The sequence below is a fragment of the Cupriavidus sp. 22TCCZM01-5 genome (genome assembly GCF_057798915.1).
In genome coordinates, this window is sequence record NZ_JBYOJR010000037.1 from 13,848 (window position 1) to 34,777 (window position 20,930).

21 protein-coding genes, 2 tRNA genes and 1 pseudogene are annotated in these 20,930 nt (G+C 65.4%); 11 read left to right on the top strand and 13 right to left on the bottom strand.

Annotated features, from left to right (window positions below; all coding sequences use genetic code 11):
• The first annotated feature begins 94 nt into the window (after positions 1–94).
• Positions 95–1,378, top strand: coding sequence for a TIGR03862 family flavoprotein (locus AC3FNH_RS26895; protein WP_488722237.1), 1,284 nt, complete (start codon positions 95–97; stop codon positions 1,376–1,378).
• Here AC3FNH_RS26895 and AC3FNH_RS26900 read toward each other — a convergent pair whose 3' ends face one another.
• Together AC3FNH_RS26900 and AC3FNH_RS26905 are read right to left on the bottom strand one after the other, a co-directional pair.
• On the bottom strand, positions 1,379–2,995 hold the full coding sequence (locus AC3FNH_RS26900) for an NAD(P)/FAD-dependent oxidoreductase (protein ID WP_276098005.1): 1,617 nt from the start codon (positions 2,993–2,995) through the stop codon (positions 1,379–1,381).
• Positions 2,996–3,117: 122 nt separating this feature from the next.
• Positions 3,118–3,483 (bottom strand): hypothetical protein, encoded by a 366-nt coding sequence (locus AC3FNH_RS26905; protein WP_488722238.1) that lies wholly within the window; start codon positions 3,481–3,483, stop codon positions 3,118–3,120.
• 178 nt (positions 3,484–3,661) lie between these two features.
• On the opposite strand from AC3FNH_RS26905, the gene AC3FNH_RS26910 reads away from it, so the two are divergent.
• Positions 3,662–5,098 carry an aminotransferase-like domain-containing protein gene (locus AC3FNH_RS26910; RefSeq protein ID WP_276098007.1) on the top strand — a complete coding sequence of 479 codons (1,437 nt, stop codon included), beginning with the start codon at positions 3,662–3,664 and terminating at the stop codon, positions 5,096–5,098.
• Positions 5,099–5,290: 192 nt separating this feature from the next.
• Positions 5,291–6,766, top strand: coding sequence for a sensor domain-containing diguanylate cyclase (locus AC3FNH_RS26915; protein WP_488722239.1), 1,476 nt, complete (start codon positions 5,291–5,293; stop codon positions 6,764–6,766).
• Positions 6,767–6,838: 72 nt separating this feature from the next.
• Here AC3FNH_RS26915 and lpxO read toward each other — a convergent pair whose 3' ends face one another.
• From lpxO to AC3FNH_RS26930, 3 genes and pseudogenes are all read right to left on the bottom strand, one after another.
• Entirely contained in the window at positions 6,839–7,741 is a 903-nt protein-coding gene (gene lpxO, locus AC3FNH_RS26920; RefSeq protein ID WP_276098009.1) for a lipid A hydroxylase LpxO, read from the bottom strand.
• Between the two features lie 146 nt (positions 7,742–7,887).
• On the bottom strand, positions 7,888–8,193 hold the full coding sequence (locus AC3FNH_RS26925; protein ID WP_224078107.1) for a hypothetical protein: 306 nt from the start codon (positions 8,191–8,193) through the stop codon (positions 7,888–7,890).
• A 36-nt stretch (positions 8,194–8,229) separates the two neighbouring features.
• Positions 8,230–8,355, bottom strand: a pseudogene (locus tag AC3FNH_RS26930) (DUF2252 family protein); the annotation flags it as partial.
• 265 nt (positions 8,356–8,620) lie between these two features.
• On the opposite strand from AC3FNH_RS26930, the gene AC3FNH_RS26935 reads away from it, so the two are divergent.
• On the top strand, positions 8,621–8,923 hold the full coding sequence (locus AC3FNH_RS26935) for a hypothetical protein (RefSeq protein WP_276098010.1): 303 nt from the start codon (positions 8,621–8,623) through the stop codon (positions 8,921–8,923).
• 94 nt (positions 8,924–9,017) lie between these two features.
• The gene (locus AC3FNH_RS26940; protein ID WP_488722240.1) at positions 9,018–9,287 is read left to right on the top strand and encodes a hypothetical protein; all 270 of its coding nucleotides are present in this window, start codon (positions 9,018–9,020) and stop codon (positions 9,285–9,287) included.
• Between the two features lie 155 nt (positions 9,288–9,442).
• Here AC3FNH_RS26940 and AC3FNH_RS26945 read toward each other — a convergent pair.
• The 4 genes from AC3FNH_RS26945 to AC3FNH_RS26960 form a co-directional block, all read right to left on the bottom strand.
• Positions 9,443–9,518: transfer RNA gene (locus AC3FNH_RS26945), tRNA-Met, on the bottom strand.
• A 117-nt stretch (positions 9,519–9,635) separates the two neighbouring features.
• The gene (locus AC3FNH_RS26950; RefSeq protein WP_488722241.1) at positions 9,636–9,875 is read right to left on the bottom strand and encodes a hypothetical protein; all 240 of its coding nucleotides are present in this window, start codon (positions 9,873–9,875) and stop codon (positions 9,636–9,638) included.
• A 213-nt stretch (positions 9,876–10,088) separates the two neighbouring features.
• The gene (locus AC3FNH_RS26955) at positions 10,089–10,373 is read right to left on the bottom strand and encodes a hypothetical protein (protein WP_488722272.1); all 285 of its coding nucleotides are present in this window, start codon (positions 10,371–10,373) and stop codon (positions 10,089–10,091) included.
• Positions 10,374–10,621: 248 nt separating this feature from the next.
• Positions 10,622–10,698 (bottom strand) — tRNA-Arg (locus tag AC3FNH_RS26960).
• Between the two features lie 132 nt (positions 10,699–10,830).
• Here AC3FNH_RS26960 and greB point away from each other — a divergent pair.
• Positions 10,831–11,397, top strand: a complete 567-nt coding sequence (gene greB, locus AC3FNH_RS26965; protein ID WP_488722242.1) for a transcription elongation factor GreB — start codon at positions 10,831–10,833, stop codon at positions 11,395–11,397.
• Between the two features lie 17 nt (positions 11,398–11,414).
• Here greB and AC3FNH_RS26970 read toward each other — a convergent pair whose 3' ends face one another.
• The 4 genes from AC3FNH_RS26970 to AC3FNH_RS26985 all read right to left on the bottom strand — a co-directional run bounded on the left by AC3FNH_RS26970 (position 11,415) and on the right by AC3FNH_RS26985 (position 15,992).
• Complete coding sequence (locus AC3FNH_RS26970; protein ID WP_276100778.1) at positions 11,415–13,841, bottom strand: RelA/SpoT family protein; 2,427 nt, start codon at positions 13,839–13,841, stop codon at positions 11,415–11,417.
• A gap of 208 nt (positions 13,842–14,049) precedes the next feature.
• On the bottom strand, positions 14,050–14,253 hold the full coding sequence (gene rpoZ / locus AC3FNH_RS26975) for a DNA-directed RNA polymerase subunit omega (RefSeq protein WP_006578656.1): 204 nt from the start codon (positions 14,251–14,253) through the stop codon (positions 14,050–14,052).
• 90 nt (positions 14,254–14,343) lie between these two features.
• Entirely contained in the window at positions 14,344–14,994 is a 651-nt protein-coding gene (gmk, locus tag AC3FNH_RS26980) for a guanylate kinase (protein ID WP_276098014.1), read from the bottom strand.
• Between the two features lie 62 nt (positions 14,995–15,056).
• Positions 15,057–15,992: a YicC/YloC family endoribonuclease gene (locus tag AC3FNH_RS26985; RefSeq protein ID WP_276098015.1), complete on the bottom strand. Its 936-nt coding sequence runs from the start codon at positions 15,990–15,992 to the stop codon at positions 15,057–15,059.
• 156 nt (positions 15,993–16,148) lie between these two features.
• Between AC3FNH_RS26985 and AC3FNH_RS26990 the strand changes: the two genes are divergently transcribed.
• The 5 genes from AC3FNH_RS26990 to hemW all read left to right on the top strand — a co-directional run bounded on the left by AC3FNH_RS26990 (position 16,149) and on the right by hemW (position 20,868).
• Positions 16,149–17,213: a serine/threonine protein kinase gene (locus AC3FNH_RS26990; RefSeq protein ID WP_488722243.1), complete on the top strand. Its 1,065-nt coding sequence runs from the start codon at positions 16,149–16,151 to the stop codon at positions 17,211–17,213.
• 50 nt (positions 17,214–17,263) lie between these two features.
• Positions 17,264–18,178: a PP2C family protein-serine/threonine phosphatase gene (locus AC3FNH_RS26995; protein WP_276098017.1), complete on the top strand. Its 915-nt coding sequence runs from the start codon at positions 17,264–17,266 to the stop codon at positions 18,176–18,178.
• A gap of 99 nt (positions 18,179–18,277) precedes the next feature.
• Positions 18,278–18,997: a ribonuclease PH gene (gene rph, locus AC3FNH_RS27000; protein WP_488722244.1), complete on the top strand. Its 720-nt coding sequence runs from the start codon at positions 18,278–18,280 to the stop codon at positions 18,995–18,997.
• A gap of 15 nt (positions 18,998–19,012) precedes the next feature.
• Positions 19,013–19,630, top strand: coding sequence for an RdgB/HAM1 family non-canonical purine NTP pyrophosphatase (rdgB, locus tag AC3FNH_RS27005; RefSeq protein ID WP_488722245.1), 618 nt, complete (start codon positions 19,013–19,015; stop codon positions 19,628–19,630).
• A complete protein-coding gene (gene hemW, locus AC3FNH_RS27010) occupies positions 19,627–20,868 on the top strand; it encodes a radical SAM family heme chaperone HemW (RefSeq protein ID WP_488722246.1) in 1,242 nt (413 codons plus the stop codon). The genes rdgB and hemW overlap by 4 nt, the downstream gene beginning before the upstream one ends.
• Positions 20,869–20,930 lie beyond the last annotated feature (62 nt).

Genomic DNA, 20,930 nt, shown 5'->3' on the forward strand with positions numbered 1-20,930 from the left:
GGCGGCAAGGCAAGGACAAAGCACCATTTTAGCGCTGCCGCAGGCTCTATAATCCGCGGCGTAGCAAGTCCCTGCCATCCTTTCCCGCATTGCCATGCCGTCCACCGATACCCCGTCCGCCGCGCCTGCCACCCTGCCGGTTGAAGCCGCAGTGATTGGCGGCGGCCCCGCTGGCCTGATGGCGGCCGAGGTGCTGGCCGCGCATGGCGTGCGCGTGCATGTGTTCGATGCCATGCCCTCGGTGGGGCGCAAGTTCCTGATGGCCGGCAAGAGCGGCATGAACCTGACCCATGCCGAACCCGAGCCGGCATTCCTTGCGCGCTATGGCGAACGCACCGACCGGATCGCGCCGATGCTGGCGGACTTCGGCGCGCAGGCCTTGCGCGATTGGGTGCACGGGTTGGGCATCGAGACCTTCGTCGGCAGCTCCGGTCGCGTCTTTCCGACCGACATGAAGGCCGCGCCGATGCTGCGCGCGTGGCTGCACCGGCTGCGTGAAAGCGGCGTGCAGTTCCATATGCGGCACCGCTGGCTCGGCTGGACTGACGATGCGGCGCGCGCGCTGCGCTTCGCCACGCCGCACGGCGAACAACACGTGCAGGCAAATGCCGTGGTACTAGGACTGGGGGGCGCAAGCTGGTCGCGGCTCGGCTCCGATGGCGCATGGGTGCCGCTGCTCGCACAGCATGGCGTCGATATCGCCGCGCTGCGGCCGGCGAACTGCGGCTTCGATGTCGACTGGAGCGCAATGTTCTCCGAGCGCCACGCCGGCCACCCGGTCAAACCCGTCGCGCTGGCGGTGACCGACACGCAGGGCAACACGCATTATCGCCAGGGCGAGTTCGTGATCAGCGCGGGCGGCATCGAAGGCAGTCTGGTCTACGCGCTGTCCGCGCCCATCCGCGACCGGATCGATCGCGACGGCGAAGCCGTCATCCACCTGGACCTTCTGCCCGGCCATGACGCACCGCGCGTGCTGGCCGAGGTCTCGCATCCGCGCGGCTCGCGTTCGCTGTCGAGCCACCTGCAGAGCCGGCTGGGCATCACCGGCGTGAAGGCCGGCCTGCTGCGCGAGTGCCTGTCGAAGGAAGCCATGCAGGACACCGCGACACTGGCCGCGTCGATCAAGGCGCTGCCGCTGCGCCTGTTGCGCGCGCGGCCGATCGACGAGGTCATCAGCTGCGCGGGCGGCGTACGTTTTGAAGCGATGAACGCCAGCCTGATGCTCGATGCGCTGCCGGGCGTGTTCTGCGCCGGCGAGATGCTGGACTGGGAAGCGCCGACCGGCGGCTACCTGCTTACGGCCTGCTTCGCGAGCGGCCGCACCGCCGGCCTGGGCGCGGCGCAGTGGCTGGTGTCTTCCCGTTCGGCGCGCTGATCAGCGGCCGTTGACGATCGCCAGGGCGACGGCCTCGGCCACTTCGATGCCGTCGATCGCGGCCGAGTAAATCCCGCCCGCATAGCCGGCGCCCTCGCCGGCCGGATACAGGCCTTCTACATTCACGCTCTGGTAGTCCGCCTTGCGCTCGATGCGCAGCGGCGACGACGTGCGCGTCTCCACGCCGGTCAGCACTGCATCGTGCATGGCAAAGCCGGCGATCTTCTTATCGAGCTCCGGCAGGGCTTCACGAATGGCCTCGATGACGTAGTCGGGCAGCGAGGTGCTGAGGTCGGTCGGCGTCACGCCCGGCTTGTACGACGGCTCGACCGAACCGAGCGAAGTCGACGGCCGGCGCGCGATGAAGTCGCCTACCAGCTGGCCCGGTGCGTTGTAGTTGCGTCCGCCCAGTTCAAACGCGCGCTCTTCCCATTTGCGCTGGAACTCGATGCCGGCCAGCGGTCCGCCGGGGTAGTCCTGCGGCGTGATGCCCACCACGATGCCCGCGTTGGCGTTGCGCTCCGCGCGCTTGTACTGGCTCATGCCATTGGTCACCACGCGGCCCGGCTCCGAGGCGGCGGCGACGACGGTGCCGCCCGGGCACATACAGAAGCTGTACACCGAACGGCCGTTGCTGCAGTGGTGCACCACCTTGTAGTCGGCCGCGCCGAGCAGCTTGTTGCCGGCGAACTTGCCAAAGCGGCTGCGGTTGATCAGGCCCTGCGGGTGCTCGATGCGGAAACCGAGCGAGAACGGCTTGGCCTCCATGAACACGCCGCGGTCATGCAGCACCTGGAAGGTGTCGCGCGCGCTGTGCCCCACCGCCAGGATGACGTGCCCGGCCGGCAGGTACTCGCCCGTGGACAGCTTCAGGCCGCGCAGCTTGCCGCGTTCGATGTCGAAGTCGTCGACGCGGGTCTCGAAGCGGACCTCGCCGCCGAGCTCGCGGATCTCCGCGCGCATCTTTTCGACCATGCTCACCAGCCGGAACGTGCCGATATGCGGACGCGCCTTGTACAGGATGTCTTCCGGCGCGCCGGCGCGCACGAACTCGTTGAGCACCTTGCGGCCATAGTGCTTCGGATCCTTGATCTGGCTGTACAGCTTGCCGTCGGAGAACGTGCCCGCGCCGCCTTCGCCGAACTGGACGTTCGACTCCGGGTTGAGCACGCTCTTGCGCCACAGGCCGAAGGTGTCCTTGGTGCGCTCCCGCACTTCCTTGCCGCGCTCGAGGATGATCGGGCGGAAACCCATCTGCGCCAGGAGCAGGCCGGCCAGCAGGCCGCACGGCCCCATGCCGATCACCACCGGACGCGGCGTATTGCCGCCCTGCGGCGCCTGCGCGACGAAGCGGTAAGCCATGTCGGGCGTCACGCTCCAGTTCGGCTTGCCGGCCATGCGGCGGATCGCGGCGGGCTCGTCCTTCACCTCGATGTCGATGATGTAGGTGAGCTTGATGTCCGAGCGCTTGCGCGCGTCATGCGCGCGGCGGAACACGGTGTACTGCACAAGCCCGTCGCCCTTCACGCCGATTTGCGCAAGCGCGCTGCGCACGGCGCGGTCGAGATCGTCTTCGGTGTGTTCGAGGGAGAGCTTGAGTTCGGAAAGGCGGAGCATGGAAAACCTGCGAGGATGCGGCCACAGTCGTGGCCGGAACGGCCGCGTCCCCGTGTCACGGGACCTCGGGAGCGGGCCAGAAGGATGGCAATCGGCCGGGCAAGGCCGGCCGGTGCGCCATTCTAGCGGGTTTCCGCCTCGACGGGGCCCGCGGCGCCCGGCCAGGCACGGCGACGCAGCCATCCAGCCAGCCCGCGCCATGTGCACTGCCAGGCGCCCGGCGCGGGCTCTTGCCACATCACTTCGGCCGCGCCGTTGGCCGTCACCGTCAGCCAGCCGCGTTCGGCGAGCACCAGAACCGCTCCGGGCACCAGCCGATGGCGCAGGTCGAAGGTGCCGACAGCGGCCCATTGCAGAGGCAAGGCCACCTCGACACGGCCCTCCATCACGTGAATGACGGTGCCGCGCGCAGCGTGGCGCCTTAGCGCCTGGCCCGGTCCGAGCGCATAGCGGATCGGCGCGTTCAGTGTGGGAATCGGGGCTGGCATGAGCGGCTCCTTGGCGTGGTTCGGACGAGAACCCAGCGTATCGGCGCCCCCTGGGTCCACACAGCCACAGTGGGACTGCCTCATGACCGGAACAGTGCAGATTTTTTTGCTCTGTTACGATGCAGAAGCCCGCCTTCTGTATCTGTTCGCGCCCGCGTCAACCGGGCGATCATGCCGCATGGATTCCGCGCCGCTCTACCAGCAACTCGCCGACCGCTATCGCCAGGCCATCCGCACGGGCACGCTGGCGCCAGGCCACCGCATGCCGTCGGTGCGGGCCCTGATGACCACCCATGACGTGAGCCTGTCGACCGCGCTGCAGGCGTGCCGCCAGCTTGAGAGCGACGGCCTGCTGGAAGCCCGGCCGCGCTCGGGCTACTTCGTGCGCGCAGCCGCGCCCCTGCGCCTGGCGCCGCTCAGCGAGCCGGCGGCAACGCTGCCCGACCCGGCCCAATACATCGGCATGCACCAGCGCATCTCGTCCGTGCTCGCGCGCAGCCAGCAGGACCCGTCGACCTTCAGCCTCGGTGGCGCCCGCGGGGCGCCGTCGCTCTATCCTCTCGCCGCGCTCCAGCAGGCAGCCGCGCGCATCCTGCGGCGCGACGCCACGCTCTATGGCGAAGCCGCGGCACCGCGCGGCCAGCCGGCCCTGCGCGCCGCGCTGGCCCGACTGGCGCTGCGCAGCCGCTTCACGCTGTCGCCCGACGAAGTGCTCATCACCCACGGCTGCACCGAGGCCCTGCAACTGGCGCTGCGCGCCGTGGCCGGGCCGGGTGACGTGATTGCGGTGGAATCGCCCACCTACTACGGCCTGCTGCAGATCCTGGAAAGCCTGGGCATGCGTGCGCTCGAGATCCCCTGCAGCGCGCAGACCGGTCTTTCGCTGGAAGCCCTGGAACTGGCCGTGCGCACCTACGACAACATCCGCGCCGTAGTGGCCATGCCCAACCTGCAGAACCCGCTCGGCTCGGTCATGCCGGACGCCCACAAGATCCGGCTGGTGCAATGGTGCGAGGATCACGGCGTGCCGCTGATCGAGGACGACTGCCTGTCCGCCACCGCCGACCTCGACACGCCGCTGGCCGCCGCGAAGGCATGGGACCGCACCGGCAACGTGATCTACTGCTCGTCGGTGCACAAGGTGCTGGCGCCCGGCGTGCGGCTTGGCTGGATTGCCGGCGGCAAATGGCATGCGCGCGTGGAAATGCTGAAGTTCGCGCTGTCGCGCCCCAACGAGATGTTGTCCCAGGCGGCCGTCGCCGAATTCATGGCGACGGGCGGGTATGAACGCCACCTGCGGCGGCTGCGCGTGGCGCTGCGCCAGCAGCGTGAATGGACGGCCCAGGTGATCGCCGCGACTTTCCCCACCGGCACGCGGCTGACGCTGCCGCGCGGGGGCTTCCATCTGTGGGTCGAGCTGCCGGAAGGCGTTTCATCCGAAGCGGTGTTCGAGCAGGCCTTGCGCGAAGGCATCTATGTAGCACCAGGCCTGATGTTTTCCAATTCCCCGCGCGGCGACGGCTTTGTGCGCATCAACTGCGGCACGCCATATTCGGCACAACTCGAGCACGCGCTTGGCACCGTGGCGGCGGTCGTCCACAGGCTGGCGGCGTAGCGGGGCCGCCTGATTCCCGGGCACCGCCGCGCCAACCCGCGCGGCACTCGCGTTTTTGCAACACCGCTCCCTTTTTCGCTGGCGCTGCCCTATCCTTGCCGCTGGCGTGGCCGGCCGCTTTCTGGTGATCCCCGGACTGATGGCCGGTTCGCCGCTGCACCAATGCGATATGGATAACAAGAAGAGGGGAGAATGGCCTTGCGCAGTGCAACCGCGGCGTCGCGCGTCGACGACGACTACCAGACCCTGTTTCAACTGGCGCCGGTCTCGCTCTGGCTGGAAGACTTCAGCGCCGTGCGCGAGCACTTCGAGCGGCTGCGCGCCGAAGGGGTGACGGATTTGCGGGCCTACCTGCGGGCCAACCCGGATGAAGTGGCGCACTGCTCGTCGCTGATCCGCGTGATCTCGGTGAACCGCCGCACGCTGGAGCTGTTTCGCGCCGCCGACCTCGCCGACCTCGTCGCCAATCTCGACACCGTGTTCCGCGACGACATGTTCGACCAGCACGTCGAAGAGCTCGGCCAGCTCTGGGACGGCGGCAACCGCTTCACCAGCCAGACCGTGAACTACACGCTCGAAGGCGAGCGCCTCGATATCCGCCTGGAAGCCACCGTCATGCCCGGGCATGAGGCCATGTGGGACCGCGTGCTGCTGTCGATCGAGGACATCACCACGCGCATGCGCACCGAGCGCGAACTGCGCCGCAGCGAGCAATACGCGCTGGGTCTGTTCGAGCATTCGCCGGTGTCACTGTGGGTGGAGGACTTCAGCGTCGTCAAGATGCTGCTCGATGAAGTGCGCGCGGCCGGCATTACGGATTTCCGCACCTTCCTCAACGTGCACCCGGATTTCGTGTCGCGCTGCATGCAGGAGATCCGCGTGCTCGACGTCAACCAGCAGACGCTGCAGATGTTCGGCGCGGGATCCAAGCAAATCCTGCTTTCCCGCCTCGGCGACGTGTTCCGCGACGACATGCGCATCCACTTCGCCGAGCAGCTGATCGACCTGTGGCACGAGAAGCTCTGGCAGCAGCGCGAGGTCATCAACTACGCGCTGGACGGGCGCCCGGTCGACGTCTTCATGCAATGGTCGGTGTTCCCCGGCCACGAACAGGACTGGGACCAGGTGCTGGTGTCGCTCACCGATATCACGGCCCGCAAGAAGGCGGAGGCCTATGTCGAGTTCCTGGGCAAGCACGACGTACTGACCAAGCTGTACAACCGCGCCTACTACGAGGATGAACTGGCCCGCCTGGGCCGCAAGGGCCCGTGGCCGGTCAGCGTCATCGCCGTGGACCTGAACGGGTTGAAGGTCGTCAACGACCAGTTCGGGCACGGTGACGGCGATGCGCTGCTGCGGCGCGCCGGCGAGGTACTGAAGAAGGCCGTGGGCGAACAGGTCTGCGTGGCGCGCATTGGCGGCGACGAGTTCATGGCGCTGCTGCCGGGCCGCGACGATCGTGGTGCCGCCACGGTGGTCGAGCAGATCGAGAAGGTGGTGGAACTGAACAACCAGTTCTATCCGGGCACCGCGCTGAGCCTTTCCATCGGCCACGCGACCTGCCATCAGGGTGATCGCCTCAGCGACACCGTGAAGGTCGCCGACAGCCGCATGTATGACGCCAAGCGTGCCCACTACGAAGCCCAGGACGAGCGTCGGCGGGACTGAGTCCGTCATCCCAATGCAAAAGAGCCGGCATCAGCCGGCTCTTTTTGTCTTCACACCGGCACGGGCCAGTGCTTACAGGTAGATGATCAGCGCGATGCCCGCGATGATCAGCCCGAACTTCGTCACGTAGTACAGCTTGCGGTTCCACGCCTTGTAGCGGCGGCGGTATTGCCCGGCCAGCCAGACGAAGCGGAACAGCTTGTTGATCACGCCGGTCTGGTCGTTCTCGTCGTTGGGCGAACTTGCCGCGGTCATGACCTTGCGGCCCAGCCAGTGATTGATCTTGCTGGCCCAGCCAAAGCGCATCGGGCGCTCGATGTCACAGAACAGGATCAGCCGGTTGGCATCGCTCTTGTTCTCGGCCCAGTGCAGGTAGGTCTCGTCGAACACCACGCCCTGCCCGTCGCGCCAGCTGTGGCGCTCGCCGTCGACCTCGATAAAGCAGCGGTCGTCGTTCGGCGTGGCCAGGCCCAGGTGATAGCGCAGGGAACCGGCGAACGGGTCGCGGTGCGGGTTGAGCTTGCCGCCCGGCGGCAGTTCCGCGAACATCGCGGCCTTCACGCTGGGGATGCCTTGCAGCAGGGCCACGGTCTTCGGGCACAGCGCCTCGGCCGATGGATGCTGGGCTTCGTACCACTTCAGGTAAAAGCGCTTCCAGCCGTTCTTGAAGAACGAATTGAAGCCCGCGTCGTCGTTCTTCTCGGCGGCCTTGATCTTGCGCATCGCGGCCAGGGCCAGGCCCTCGTCACGGATTTCCGGCCACGCTGCCCGGATCCGTTCCAGGTCCGGGAAGTTGTCGACCGGGATGTAGGGCGTGCGCGGCACCCCCGAGAAGGCATACATGAAGCAGTTGATCGGCGCGACCAGCGCCGAATGGTCGAGCAGCTGTCGCCAGATGCGCAGTCGCGCCTTGCCGCGGAAGTGCACATACAGGATGGCGCCGAGATAGCTGGCGACGATAATCCACTTGATCACCCGAATTTCTCCCAGGCGGCTACAGGCCCGCACGCACGGAACGCGCGCAGCCGGGGCCGGAGCCAAAGCGCGTATTTTAAGCGAAATGGTGGACTTGCCGCACCGTGATAAAGCTGCGGCACATGGCCATCACCGCCGCGCGCGAACTAGCCGCGCGACTGGCGTGAAATGCGCTCGATCAGCGCGCGCGCATCGTCGGGCATGCCCTGCAGGGTCAGTAGCCTGGCGTTGAGGACAAGGTTTTCCAGCACCAGCTTGGCGGTGGACGCCCACATTGTCGCCAGCTGGGCCTCGGCGGGCATGCCAGAAGCCTCCAGCTCGTTCGAGCGCTCGGCAATGAGCCGGCATGCAAGCTGGCGCAGCGCCGCATCGTCGAACGGCAGGTTGGCATAGTCGATCGGGTCTTCCTTCTCGACCTCGACCATGAGTTGCATCAGGATGTCTTCGGTCATCGGCAAGCGCTCCTGGCAATCCATTTTCCATCCGCGTCAGACGCGGAAATCCGCAGCCATGTCGACATCGGTGCGCGCCTCAAGCCGGCCCGAACGGCACGCGGCCACGAAGCGCTCGTAATCCTTTTCGACCTGGTCGGCATAGCTGTTCGAATAGGCTACCAGCAATTGCGGAATGAGGCAGCCAGAGCACCGGCTGCATCGCATCTCAGGGATATCACTCTCTTCCCCAAGCGGCGGCAGATGATACGCTGCCGGCTGCTCCCGGGGACGACCAACCCAGGAAGTGATGCACCCCGCACGATATCGATAGCGGTGTTGCGTATCATGAGTTTTTGCGCCTTTCGCGAGCGCGTCGCAAGATGCACTGAACAAAGCGAGTGACATGCAGTCTTACTCACTCGCAACCCAACGAAGAGTCGCGTTCATGACCAAGCGTTTGTTGTCCGCCATGCGTCAGTACGCATGGTTTGCCGGTGTCAAACACCACGTCGTCCAGGGTGTCGAAGCCCTGGCCGAGTTGCTCAAGTCCCCTTCTGCCGCGGCCCGCGCGGTTGCCGCCATCATTGCCGAGACCGAACATGGCGTTCAGGTCTGGGTATCGTACTTCGGCAAGCCGCTCGACCCGCACACCAACTATGTACTCTGGCCTGCCCGGGCCTTGCGTCCTGCGCGCCGCCGCGTCCAGCCCTTGCCGCTGGAACACATGCGGCGCTCGCGGGACGACTGAATGCCGGCCTTCGGGCCTGGCGGCATGCGTACTGGAAGGGGCTCGCCCCTTCACTACAATGACCTTGTGTTCCCGTCGTCGACAAGGAGCGGACATGCCCGAACCGAAACATGACGAAGCGCTGGTCAATCTCTATCTCGAACGCATTTCGGCGCTTTCAGTCAGCGCATTCGATGGCGCTGATGTCAGCGGCGAGCTGGATGAGATCGCGCGCGAAGCCGTGTCGCGCAGCGCTGCGGACAGCGGCACGCTGAGCGTGCTCGCGAGCCGCCTGCGAGAACGCGCCGAAGCGGCCGACCGCGAAGGTCAACCGCTCGTACGCGACACCTTCACTCTCGCCGCGAAGCTCATGGCATCGAAGTAAGAGCACGCCACAATCGATCAGGTACGCCTGGTCCGGACGAATGCCATCCGCGCATGCAATGCGTGCGTGGATACGTCAATCTGCGCGATGCGCTATCGAAATCTTTCAGGAAAAAACGGCCGAACGGCCTGAGGTACCAAACGCGCTGAAGGCGTTGGTTGCGGGGGCAGGACTTGAACCTGCGACCTTCGGGTTATGAGCCCGACGAGCTGCCAACTGCTCCACCCCGCGTCTGAAGGAGATGAATTATGAAGCATTTGCGCGCAGCTGGCAAGTGATTTTTTCACTGCGCGCGAAAGTTATGGGCGCATGGGCGCATGGGCGCCAGTCCCAAGAGAAGATTCGACTTCATGCGATGCGTCGCAACTTCCCTTCCGACCCCGTTTCAGCGAGGACCGCTTCGATGTACTGGTTCACCTGGTCGAGAGCTTCGAGCTTCGTATCGAAGGGCTGGTTCGGAAACGGATTGTGCCGTGGCGCCAGTACCTCGCCGTCCTGCCGTTGAATAATCTCTACCACGATCGACCACTTGCCCTTGGGCAAGCCAATCACTTCGTAGATGATTTTGTAGCCTTCAAATTCCGGCATGGCGTGTACTCCTTTATTGCGTGGCGGACCGGACATCGACCGCCTCCACCTCCAGAGTAGGAGCGCACCCCCAGGACGAAAATGATTTACGTCAATCAACGCTGATCGACGAAGATCTCAGCATGATATAAGCCGTTGCATGCAGCGAAATAATCGAACCCCATGCTGAAGCGGGCTCATGCAGGCCGCACACACCCGGCAACACATGACAGGCTATTTGCCTGACCCGACGATCCGATCGACAAGCGCATAGCCGGCGCTGAACGCTGCGACTTCCGCCGCGTGGCGCGTCGCAAACTGCTGCATGCCGCTGACGAGCAGTTCCGTGTCGCCCGCATCGGCGGGATCCATGCCCTCTTGGCAAACACGAACCTCATAAGCCCAGCGCGCCGAACCCCCCATGCTGACCACGCCATCGTGGTCAGCATGCTGCTGCGTCACGAGCACATAGACGTCCATGCCGCGATACGCTTCCACACGCCATTCGGTTTGCGCCATGTCGATCTCCTTGCGCGAGACTGTCGCACTTTCTTTCGAGCCTAGGTGCACCCCTGAGCGACGGCAAGGTACGCGCACCACCATCAGCGGATTGCACGCGATGAAATGAGGAACAAGAGGAAGCGTTGCGCGAGACAGGCGGCCGGAGATATGAAAGGCCGCAAGAGCGCGATAATGAAAGCGGTGCGGGAATACGCGGAAATAAAAAAGGGCTTCCGTTTCCGGAAGCCCTTTTCTTTCTACATAGGTGGCGCGGCTGGCAGGATTCGAACCCACGACCCCTTGGTTCGTAGCCAAGTACTCTATCCAACTGAGCTACAGCCGCACTCGAGAAATGAGATTATATCTGAGTTTTCATTTTTGGGAACCCCCTTCTGCACTTTTTTTCGTTTTTCTTGCCAGCGCGGGCTGCCGGCATGGTTTTCTATAATGGCAGACCGAAGATGTGATTCCGACCATGAACAAGGCATTTGTCAAAGAATCGTCCGGTGACGACGAGGACGATCTCCCCGAAGGCGCTACTCCACTGCCCGCCGGGACGAAGAACTACATCACCGCGGACGGCTACAACCGCCTGCGCAACGAACTGATGCAGCTCATTGACGTCGAGCGTCCCGACGTCGTGCAGATCGTGTCGTGGGCCGCCTCCAATGGCGACCGCTCCGAGAACGGCGATTACCTCTATGGCAAGAAGCGCCTGCGCGAGATCGATCGACGCATCCGTTTCCTGACCCGTCGCCTGGACAAGGCCGAAGTGGTCGACCCATCCCTGCAGGGCGACAACGACCAGATCTTCTTCGGCGCGACCGTCACCTACGCCAACCAGTCCGGCGAGGAAACGACCATTACCATCGTCGGCATGGATGAGGTGGATCTCGACACGAACCACGTGAGCTGGATCTCGCCGATCGCCAAGGCACTGATCAAGGCGCGTGAAGGCGATACCGTGGCACTGCGCACGCCGGCCGGGATGGAACAGATCGATATCCTGGAAGTCAGCTATCCGCCGCGCGCGGCGGACTGATTGCACAACGGCGGCGCTCAGCCGTCGTTGCGGTCGCGGAAGATGCGGATCACGTCCGGATTGCGTCGCAGGGCGCGCATCACGTTGGCCAGGTGCAGGCGATTCTGTACCTGGATGATGAACTGCATGTAGGTGGCTTCCTGGTGGCTGCCGTCCTGCTGCTCCATCGACACGTGCGCCACGTTGGCGTCGGCCGAGGTCAGGTCCGCGGCCACGCGGGCAACGATGCCCTTGACGTTGCGCACCATGACCTTGATCGACACGTCGAACGCGCGCGCGGTCTTCTTCGCCCACATGACGTCGATCCAGTGTTCCGGGTCCTTGCTGTGCAGGCGCTTGGCCACCTTGCAGTCCTGCACGTGGATCTGCAGGCCTTCACCCTTGCCCAGGTAGCCAACGATCGGATCGCCCGGGATTGCGCGGCAGCACACCGGGAACAGGATCGACATGCCCTCGTCGCCCGTGATCGGCACCGCCGGCGCCTCTTCGCCAGAGAAGGTCTGCACCGCCGCCAGCAGCGCGCTGTCGACATCGCCGGACAGCTCCTGCAGCAGGATCTCCATGCGCTTGGCCACCACGGCGGGCACGCGCCGGCCCAGCGCCAGGTCGGCAAAGATGTCTTCGCGGTGCTTGTTGCCGGTCCACTGGATCATGCGCTCCCACACCGACTGCGGCACGGCCTTCAACTCGATGCCGAGCTGGCGCGCCGACTGTTCGAGCAGGCGCTCGCCGAGCTGTATCGCCTCGTCGAGCTTGGTGGTCTTCAGGTAGTGGCGGATGGCCGCGCGCGCCTTGCCGGTGCGCACGAACGACAGCCATGCAGGGTTCGGCTTGGAATACGGCGCCGTCACCACCTCGACGATGTCGCCGCTCTTGAGCTCCGTGCGCAGCGGCAGCAGCTCGTTGTTGATCTTCACGGCGACGCACTGGTTGCCCAGGTCGCTGTGCACCGCGTAGGCAAAGTCCAGCGCGGTGGCACCGCGCGGCAATGCGCGGATATGGCCCTTGGGCGTAAACACGTAGACCGCGTCGGGGAACAGGTCAATCTTGACGTGCTCGAGGAATTCCTGCGAATCGCCGGTCTGGCTCTGGATATCGAGCAGCGATTGCAGCCACTGGTGCGCCTGCTGCTGGATGTCATTCGCATGATCCGCCTGCGTCTTGTACATCCAGTGCGCGGCCACGCCGGCCTCGGCGATCTGGTGCATTTCGCGCGTGCGGATCTGGAACTCCACCGGCGTGCCGAACGGGCCCACCAGCGTCGTATGCAGCGACTGGTAGCCGTTGATCTTCGGGATCGCGATGTAGTCCTTGAACTTGCCCGGCATCGGCTTGTACAGGCCATGCAGTGCACCCATCGCCATGTAGCAGTGCATCTGCGTTTCCACGACCACGCGGAAACCGTACACGTCCAGCACCTGCGAGAACGACAACTGCTTGTCGTGCATCTTGCGGTAGATGCTGTAGAGCGTCTTCTCGCGGCCGGAAAGTTCCGCGACGATGCCAGCGTCGGCCAGCCCCTTCTGCGCGGCCTCGAGGATGCGCTTGACCACCTCGCGGCGGTTGCCGCGCGCGGCCTTCACGGCTTTTTCGAGCGTGGCGTAGCGGAACGGCGAGCCGACCTTGAACGACAGCTCCTGCAGCTCGCGGTAGATCGTGTTGAGACCGAGCCTGTGCGCGATCGGCGCATAGATCTCCATGGTCTCGAGCGCGATGCGGCGGCGCTTCTCCGGCGGCACGAAGTCGAGCGTGCGCATATTGTGCGTACGGTCGGCCAGCTTCACCAGGATCACGCGCACGTCGCGCGCCATGGCGAGCAGCATCTTGCGGAAGCTCTCCGCCTGCGCCTGCTCGCGGCTCTGGAATTCGAGCTTGTCCAGCTTGGTCAGGCCATCGACCAGTTCGGCGACCTTGGGGCCGAATCTCTCGGCCAGTTCGCTCTTGGTGATGCCCTGGTCTTCCATCACGTCATGCAGCAGCGCCGCCATGATGGACTGCACATCGAGCCGCCAGTCCGCGCATAGTTCGGCCACCGCCACCGGGTGGGTGATGTACGGTTCGCCGCTCTGGCGGTACTGGCCCAGGTGGGCCTCGTCGGAAAACTGGAAGGCTTCGCGTACGCGTGCCTGGTCCGGCGCCTTGAGGTAGGCCAGCTTCTCCATCAGCCGCGAGATCGAGATGACCTGCTGGCGCGGCGGCACCGCGGGCTGCGAGGTCGGCCCGAAGAAATGCCGGTATGACTGCGCCAGCACAGCGTCGATGAAGAGGCTGTCGGCTGTCGGTGGCGTCGGCGCCTCGTGCACGGCCGTCAACTCGTCTTGCATCGATGATGCGGGCGCCATGCGCGCCTTGCCCTGCGCCATCGGCGGCACGACGGCACGCTCGCCGACAACATCGTTGCCGAGCGGATCAGGAAGATTGGGAGCGCCGGTGCGCGCGGTCACGGATGCCTGGCCAGAAGGAGAACGCTTACGCGCGGACGCCGCTCCGGCATCGCTGCCCGTCTCGCCGCGCGGGTGCGCGGTGCCGGCCTGCTGGCCGGGAGCGACGGTTGAGGATGGCTGTGACGAAGGCATGGGGACGGCCCCTGGAATCCGGTTGCTGGATGTGCGCGCACACGATGCAAGGATGAACCACAGGCCGCCCGGGAAATCAGGTCGGGACCTTCTTGAGCATCTCGATGCCGACCTGGCCCGAGGCGATCTCGCGCAGGGCAACCACAGTGGGCTTGTCCTTCGCTTCCACCTTCGGGGTGTGGCCCTGCACCAGCTGGCGCGCACGGTACGTGGCCGCCAGGGCGAGCTCAAAGCGGTTCGGGATGTGTTTCAGACAATCTTCGACGGTAATACGCGCCATATCAAATCCACCTTGGGACAAAACCTGTTGGGTTGCTATTTTACAGCACCGCGCGGGAATCGCCCGGCGGCGCCCCGCGCGCATCAGCGCTCAGTGAATGCCAAGCTCGATAAAGAGCTCGGCGTGGCGCGCCTTTTGCGACGAAAAGCGCAGGCGCGTGGCGCGCACCACATTGCGCAGTTCCTCGAGCGCATCGTCGAACACCTCGTTGATGATGACGTAATCCGACTCGGACGCATGCGACATTTCGCTGCCGGCGGCCAGCAGGCGCCGCACGATCACGTTCGGCTCGTCCTGCCCGCGCTTCTTCAGGCGCTCTTCCAGCGCTGTCAGCGACGGCGGCAGGATGAAGATCTCCATCGCATTGGAGAAGCGCTTGTGCACCTGCTGCGCGCCCTGCCAGTCGATCTCGAGCAGCACGTCGTTGCCCTGCGCCATCTGCTCCTCGATCCACACGCGCGAAGTCGCGTAGTAGTTGCCGTGGACTTCCGCCCACTCGAGGAATTCGCCGCGATCACGCGCGGCGCGGAACTTGTCCACGGAACAGAAATGGTACTCGCGACCGTCCTGCTCGCCGGGGCGCGGCGCGCGCGTGGTGTGGGAGATCGACAACCGGATCGCCGGGTCCTGCGCAAGCAGTGCGTTGACCAGGGTCGACTTGCCGGCTCCGGAGGGTGCCACCACCATGAACAGGTTGCCGGGGTAGACGGTATCGATGGCAGTGTGGGGCGTATCGCTCATGTGAATTCTTTGGATCTTCAGGCGTCGTGGCGCCAGGTGAAACGTCGTGCGTTGGACGGGTGTTACTCGAGGTTCTGGATCTGCTCGCGCATCTGCTCGATCAGCAGCTTGAGCTCCATCGATGCGTCGGCCAACTCCTTGGCGGCTGCCTTGGAACCCAGCGTGTTGGCCTCGCGGTTGAGCTCCTGCATCATGAAATCCAGCCGCTTGCCGACCTGCCCGCCCTTCTTCAGGATATGACGGGTTTCATTCAGGTGTGCCTGCAGGCGCGACAGTTCCTCGGCAATGTCGATGCGGATGCCGTAGACCGTGGCCTCCTGTCGGATACGCTCGGCGATCTCGTCGCGGCTCATCGACGGCATGCCGGCCGGCGCCGCCAGGTTGAACGCTTCCTGCAGGCGCTCGGTCAGCTTGCCCTGATGATGGGCGATCAGCTGCGGAATGGCAGGCGTGAGCCGTTCGACGATGGCCAGCATCGTATCGATACGCTCCATCAGCGTGGCCTTGAGCGCATCGCCCTCGCGGCGGCGCGCTTCGCGCAGCTGGTCGAGCGCTTCGCGCGCGGCGCCCATCACGGCTTCGCGCAGCGCGTCCTGGGACAGCTCGGGCTCGACCAGCACGCCGGGCCAGCGCAGGATCTCGCCCATGCGCAACGTACCCGCCGTCGGGAAGGTATTCGCCACGGTCGATTCCAGTGCGCGGATCTGGCCCAGCAGGCCCTCATTGAGCGCCAGCGTGGCGCCGCCGGTATCGGTGCGCTGCAGGTTGATGCGGCACTCGAGCTTGCCGCGCGACAGTTCGGCCATCAGCATCTCGCGCAGCGCCGGCTCAAAGGCGCGGCACTCTTCGGGGGCGCGGAACAACAGGTCGAGAAAACGCGAATTGACAGTCCGGAATTCCACCGAAACGGAAGCCGTCCTGCCACTGGGCTCACCCTGCGCGTTTGTCAGCGGCGCCTGGCGGGTTGCCAGGCCATAACCTGTCATGCTGTGGATCATTAATATTCTCGCGAAATGGCGCGGCCCCGGGGGTAGGCTGGGGCCGCAGCAAGGGCGTCTTGCATCCGCCGAAATGGGGCCACAATGCCCGCTATTGTGTTCTTTACAAGTGACCGATTAGCCGTGACAATCCGAGGCAAATCCGGTCCGATTCCTATGACAGAGCCCAAGGGCGCTACACAACCCAAGAGTGCACCGCTGCCCGTCGGCACGCTGTTGTCCAACTATCGTATTGTAAAGAAGTTGGCCAGCGGGGGGTTTAGTTTCGTCTACCTCGCCACGGACGAGACCGGCGCACCGGTCGCCATCAAGGAATACCTGCCCTCGTCGCTGGCGCGCCGCAATCCCGGCGAACTGATCCCGATGGTGCCCGAGGAAAACGCGGCGTCGTTCCGCCTGGGCCTGAAATACTTCTTCGAAGAAGGCCGCTCGCTGGCCCGCATCTCGCATCACAGCGTCGTCCGCGTGGTGAACTTCTTCCGCGAGAACTCGACCGTCTACATGGTGATGAACTATGAGATGGGCAAGACGCTGCAGGAGCACATCCTGGCCGCGCGCCAGCAGGGCCGCGCCAAGGTGCTGCGCGAACACTTCATCCGCAAGGTCTTCCATGACCTGATGAGCGGCCTGCGCGAAGTCCATATCCACAAGCTGCTGCACCTGGACATCAAGCCCGGCAACATCTACCTGCGCGAAGACGAATCACCGATCCTGCTTGATTTCGGCGCCGCGCGGCAAACTCTCACCATGGAAGCCAAGCGCTTCCAGCCGATGTACACCCCGGGTTTCGCCGCGCCCGAACTCTACGGCAAGCACAACGAGCTCGGGCCCTGGACCGACGTCTACAGCCTGGGCGCGACGCTCTATGCCTGCATGGCCGGCATGCCGCCGCAGGAAGCCAACCAGCGCGAAAAGGACGACCGCATGGGCGACGCCATCACGCGCCTGCGCAGCAGCTACACCAACGGCCTCGTCGACCTGGTCGAATGGTGCCTGCGGCTCGCTCCGGCGGAGCGCCCGCAGAGCGTCTTCCGCCTGCAAAAGGAGTTGCGCGAGCAAACCAACGCGCTCGGCGAGCAAGCCGCCCAGATGGCGCCGCCCGCCCCCGGGGATCGCGCGGAGCGGACCGGCCCGTCCAGCCGCTTCCTGAACCTGCTGCGCCGCCGCGATGACACGGCAGGCGCCCCCGCGCGCCAGCCCGCGGACACAAGCGGCGACTAAATCACTCACAGTCCCGCATTTCCGAACCGAACCCTTCCGAAACAGCCAACATGCGATTCTCCGTCTATCAGGAAAGCAGGAAAGGCGGCCGCCGCATCAACCAGGACCGCATGGGCTATTGCTTCACGCGCGATGCCCTGCTGATGGTCCTGGCCGACGGCCTGGGCGGCCATGCCTTCGGCGAAGTCGCCGCGCAGCAGGCACTGCAGACGCTGGCGCGCCAGTTCCAGACCCAGGCCCGCCCGGTCATCCGCAACCCGGCGGATTTCCTGCAGGACACCATCATGCTGGCGCACCGGGAGATCCACCGTTACGCGGAAGCGCACCGGCTTTCGGACGTGCCGCGCACGACCGTGGTCTGCTGCCTGATACAGCATGGCCAGATTCACTGGGCCCATGCCGGCGACTCGCGCTTCTACATGGTGCGCAAGGGCCGGCTTCTGACGCGTACGCGCGACCACTCGAAGATCGAGAACCTGCTGCAGCAGGAACGCGTGCTGCCCATGGAAGTGGCCAACCACCCCGAGCGCAACAAGCTCTACAACTGCCTCGGGTCGCCCAACCTGCCGCTGATCGACATCGGCGGTCCGGTGCGGCTCGAGCCGGGCGATGTTGCGCTGCTGGGTTCCGACGGCCTGTGGGGACCGCTTGAAGAGCCGGAGATCGTGGACAGGCTCACCAGGCTCTCGGTCGTGCAGGCGGTACCCGAACTGATTACGCGCGCGCTGGAAAAAGCCGGCGAAGGTGCCGACAACACCACCGGCATCGCCATGATGTGGGAACTCGACGCCAGCGCAACGGGCGACGAATCCGTCATGACCGACACCCTGCCGCTGAACGCCTTCACGACCTCCATTCTCGAACGACCGGGCACGGAGGCCGACCTGCTCTCCGAAGAGGAAATCGAGCGCTCCATCGCCGAGATCCGCGCGGCCATCGACAAGACCAGCAACCTGATGCGCTGAGCACGCCAGCCGGTAACGGCAGGAAGGCGGGAAGGCGGGCACGCAAAGCCCGCCAGGGTTAGAATCGCGGTCTCCACCCGATTCGAGCGAACCACTCCCATGCGACCCAGCGGACGCGCAGCCGATGCGCTGCGTTCTATCAGCCTGACCCGTCACTACACCCGCCACGCCGAAGGCTCCGTCTTGTGTGCCTTTGGCGATACCAAGGTGCTGTGCACCGCCAGCGTGCTGTCCAAGGTGCCGCCGCACAAAAAAGGCAGCGGCGAAGGCTGGGTTACGGCCGAATACGGCATGCTGCCGCGCGCCACGCATACGCGCTCGGACCGCGAAGCCGCGCGCGGCAAGCAGACCGGCCGCACCCAGGAAATCCAGCGACTGATCGGCCGCGCCATGCGCTCGGTTTTCGACCTGGCCGCGCTGGGCGAATACACGTTGCACCTCGACTGCGACGTGCTGCAGGCCGACGGCGGCACCCGTACGGCGGCCATCACCGGCGCGTTCGTGGCCGCGCATGACGCGGTCTCGGCCATGCTGCGCAACGGCCAGCTCAGCGCCAGCCCGATCCGCGACTTCGTCGCGGCCGTCTCGGTCGGCATGGTCGACGGCGTGCCGGTGCTGGACCTGGACTATGCCGAGGACAGCAACTGCGATACCGACATGAACGTGGTCATGACCGGCAGCGGCGGCTTCGTCGAGGTGCAAGGCACCGCCGAAGGCACGCCCTTCAGCCGCCCCGACCTCGACGCCATGACGCGCCTGGCCGAAGCCGGCATCGCGCAACTGGTCCGGCACCAGCGCCAGGCGCTGGGCCTGGCCTGAAGGACGCGGTACACCATGCAACGCCTGGTCCTGGCCTCAAACAATCCTGGCAAGCTGCGTGAATTCGGCGCGCTGCTGGCCCCGCTCGGCTTTGATGTCGTATCGCAAGGCGAGTTGGGTGTCCCCGAAGCCGAAGAGCCGTTCGGAACCTTCGTCGAGAACGCGCTGGCCAAGGCCAGGCACGCCAGCCGGCTGGCCGGCATGCCCGCGCTGGCCGACGATTCGGGCATCTGCGTGCAGGCGCTCGACGGTGCCCCGGGCGTCTACTCGGCGCGCTACGCGCAGATGGCCGGCCGGGCCAAGTCCGACGCCGCCAACAACGCGCACCTGATCTCGCAACTCGCCGGCAAGCTGAACCGCCGCGCGCATTACTACTGCGTGCTGGTCTTCGTCCGGCATGCCGCGGATCCCTGCCCCATCATCGCCGAAGGCGTATGGCATGGCGAAGTCGTCGATGCCCCGCGCGGTGCCGGCGGCTTCGGCTACGACGCGCATTTCCTGCTGCCGGAGCTGGGCAAGACCGCCGCCGAACTGCCCGCCGAAGAAAAGAACGCAGTCAGCCATCGCGCACTGGCGCTGCGTTCGCTGGCGGCACGGCTGCAGACCGAAAGCCGCGGGCAGGCAGCGCGATGATTCCGATCGTACCGGCCAGCACATCGCCGGCCGCGCCCGCCGACAACACGCAACTCTGGCTCAAGCCCGGCCAGATCGCGCTGCCGGGCTCACCGCCGCTGTCGCTCTACGTGCATGTGCCGTGGTGCGTGCGCAAGTGTCCCTACTGCGATTTCAATTCGCATGCGGTGCCTGGCAAGGACGGCAGCCACGACATTCCGGAAGACGCCTACCTGGACGCCTTGCGCGCCGACCTGGAGCAATCGCTGCCGCTGGTATGGGGCCGCCCGGTCCATACGGTCTTCATTGGCGGCGGCACACCGAGCCTGCTGTCCGCGGCCGGCATGGACCGGCTGCTATCGGATATCCGTGCACTGCTGCCGCTCGATGCCGACGCCGAGATCACGATGGAGGCCAACCCGGGAACGTTCGAGGCCGAACGCTTCGCCAGCTACCGCGCGAGCGGCGTGAACCGGCTTTCGATCGGGATCCAGAGCTTCAACGACAGCCACCTGCAGGCGCTCGGCCGCATCCACGGCGAACGCGAGGCACGCGCGGCCATCGACATCGCGCAGCGCAGCTTCGACAACATCAACCTCGACCTGATGTACGCGCTGCCCGGCCAGACCATGGAGCAGTGCCGCGACGACCTCGAGACTGCGCTGTCGTATGGCACCGCGCACCTGTCGCTCTACCACCTGACGCTGGAGCCCAACACGCTGTTCGCCAAGTACCCGCCCGCGCTGCCGGACGACGACCTCGCCTATGAGATGCAGGACCTGATAGAGGCGCGCACGGCGCAGGCCGGCTATCGTCATTACGAGACCTCGGCCTACGCGCGCGCGCATCGTGAAGCGCGGCACAACCTGAACTACTGGCGCTTTGGCGACTACCTTGGCATTGGCGCCGGTGCGCACGGCAAGCTGTCGTTCCCCAACCGCGTCCTGCGCCAGATGCGGCACAAGCATCCGGCCACCTACATGGAGCAGGCCATGGCCGGCAGCGCGGTGCAGGAAGCGCGCGAAGTCGGCGCGGATGAGCTGCCATTCGAGTTCATGCTCAACGCGCTGCGGCTGACCGACGGCGTGCCGGCCTCGAGCTTCCACGACATGACGGGATTGCCGCTGCACGCCATCAGCCGGCAGCTCGCGGCGGCGGAGAAGAAGGGATTGATTGACGCCGACCCCACGGTAATCCGCCCGACCGAACTCGGACGACGCTTCCTCAATGACCTGCAGGAGATGTTCCTGAAAGACTGAGGACGGCGACGCGCCTGGCACGAAAGTACGAAGGCCACGGCATTGCCGTGGCCTTCGTTGCT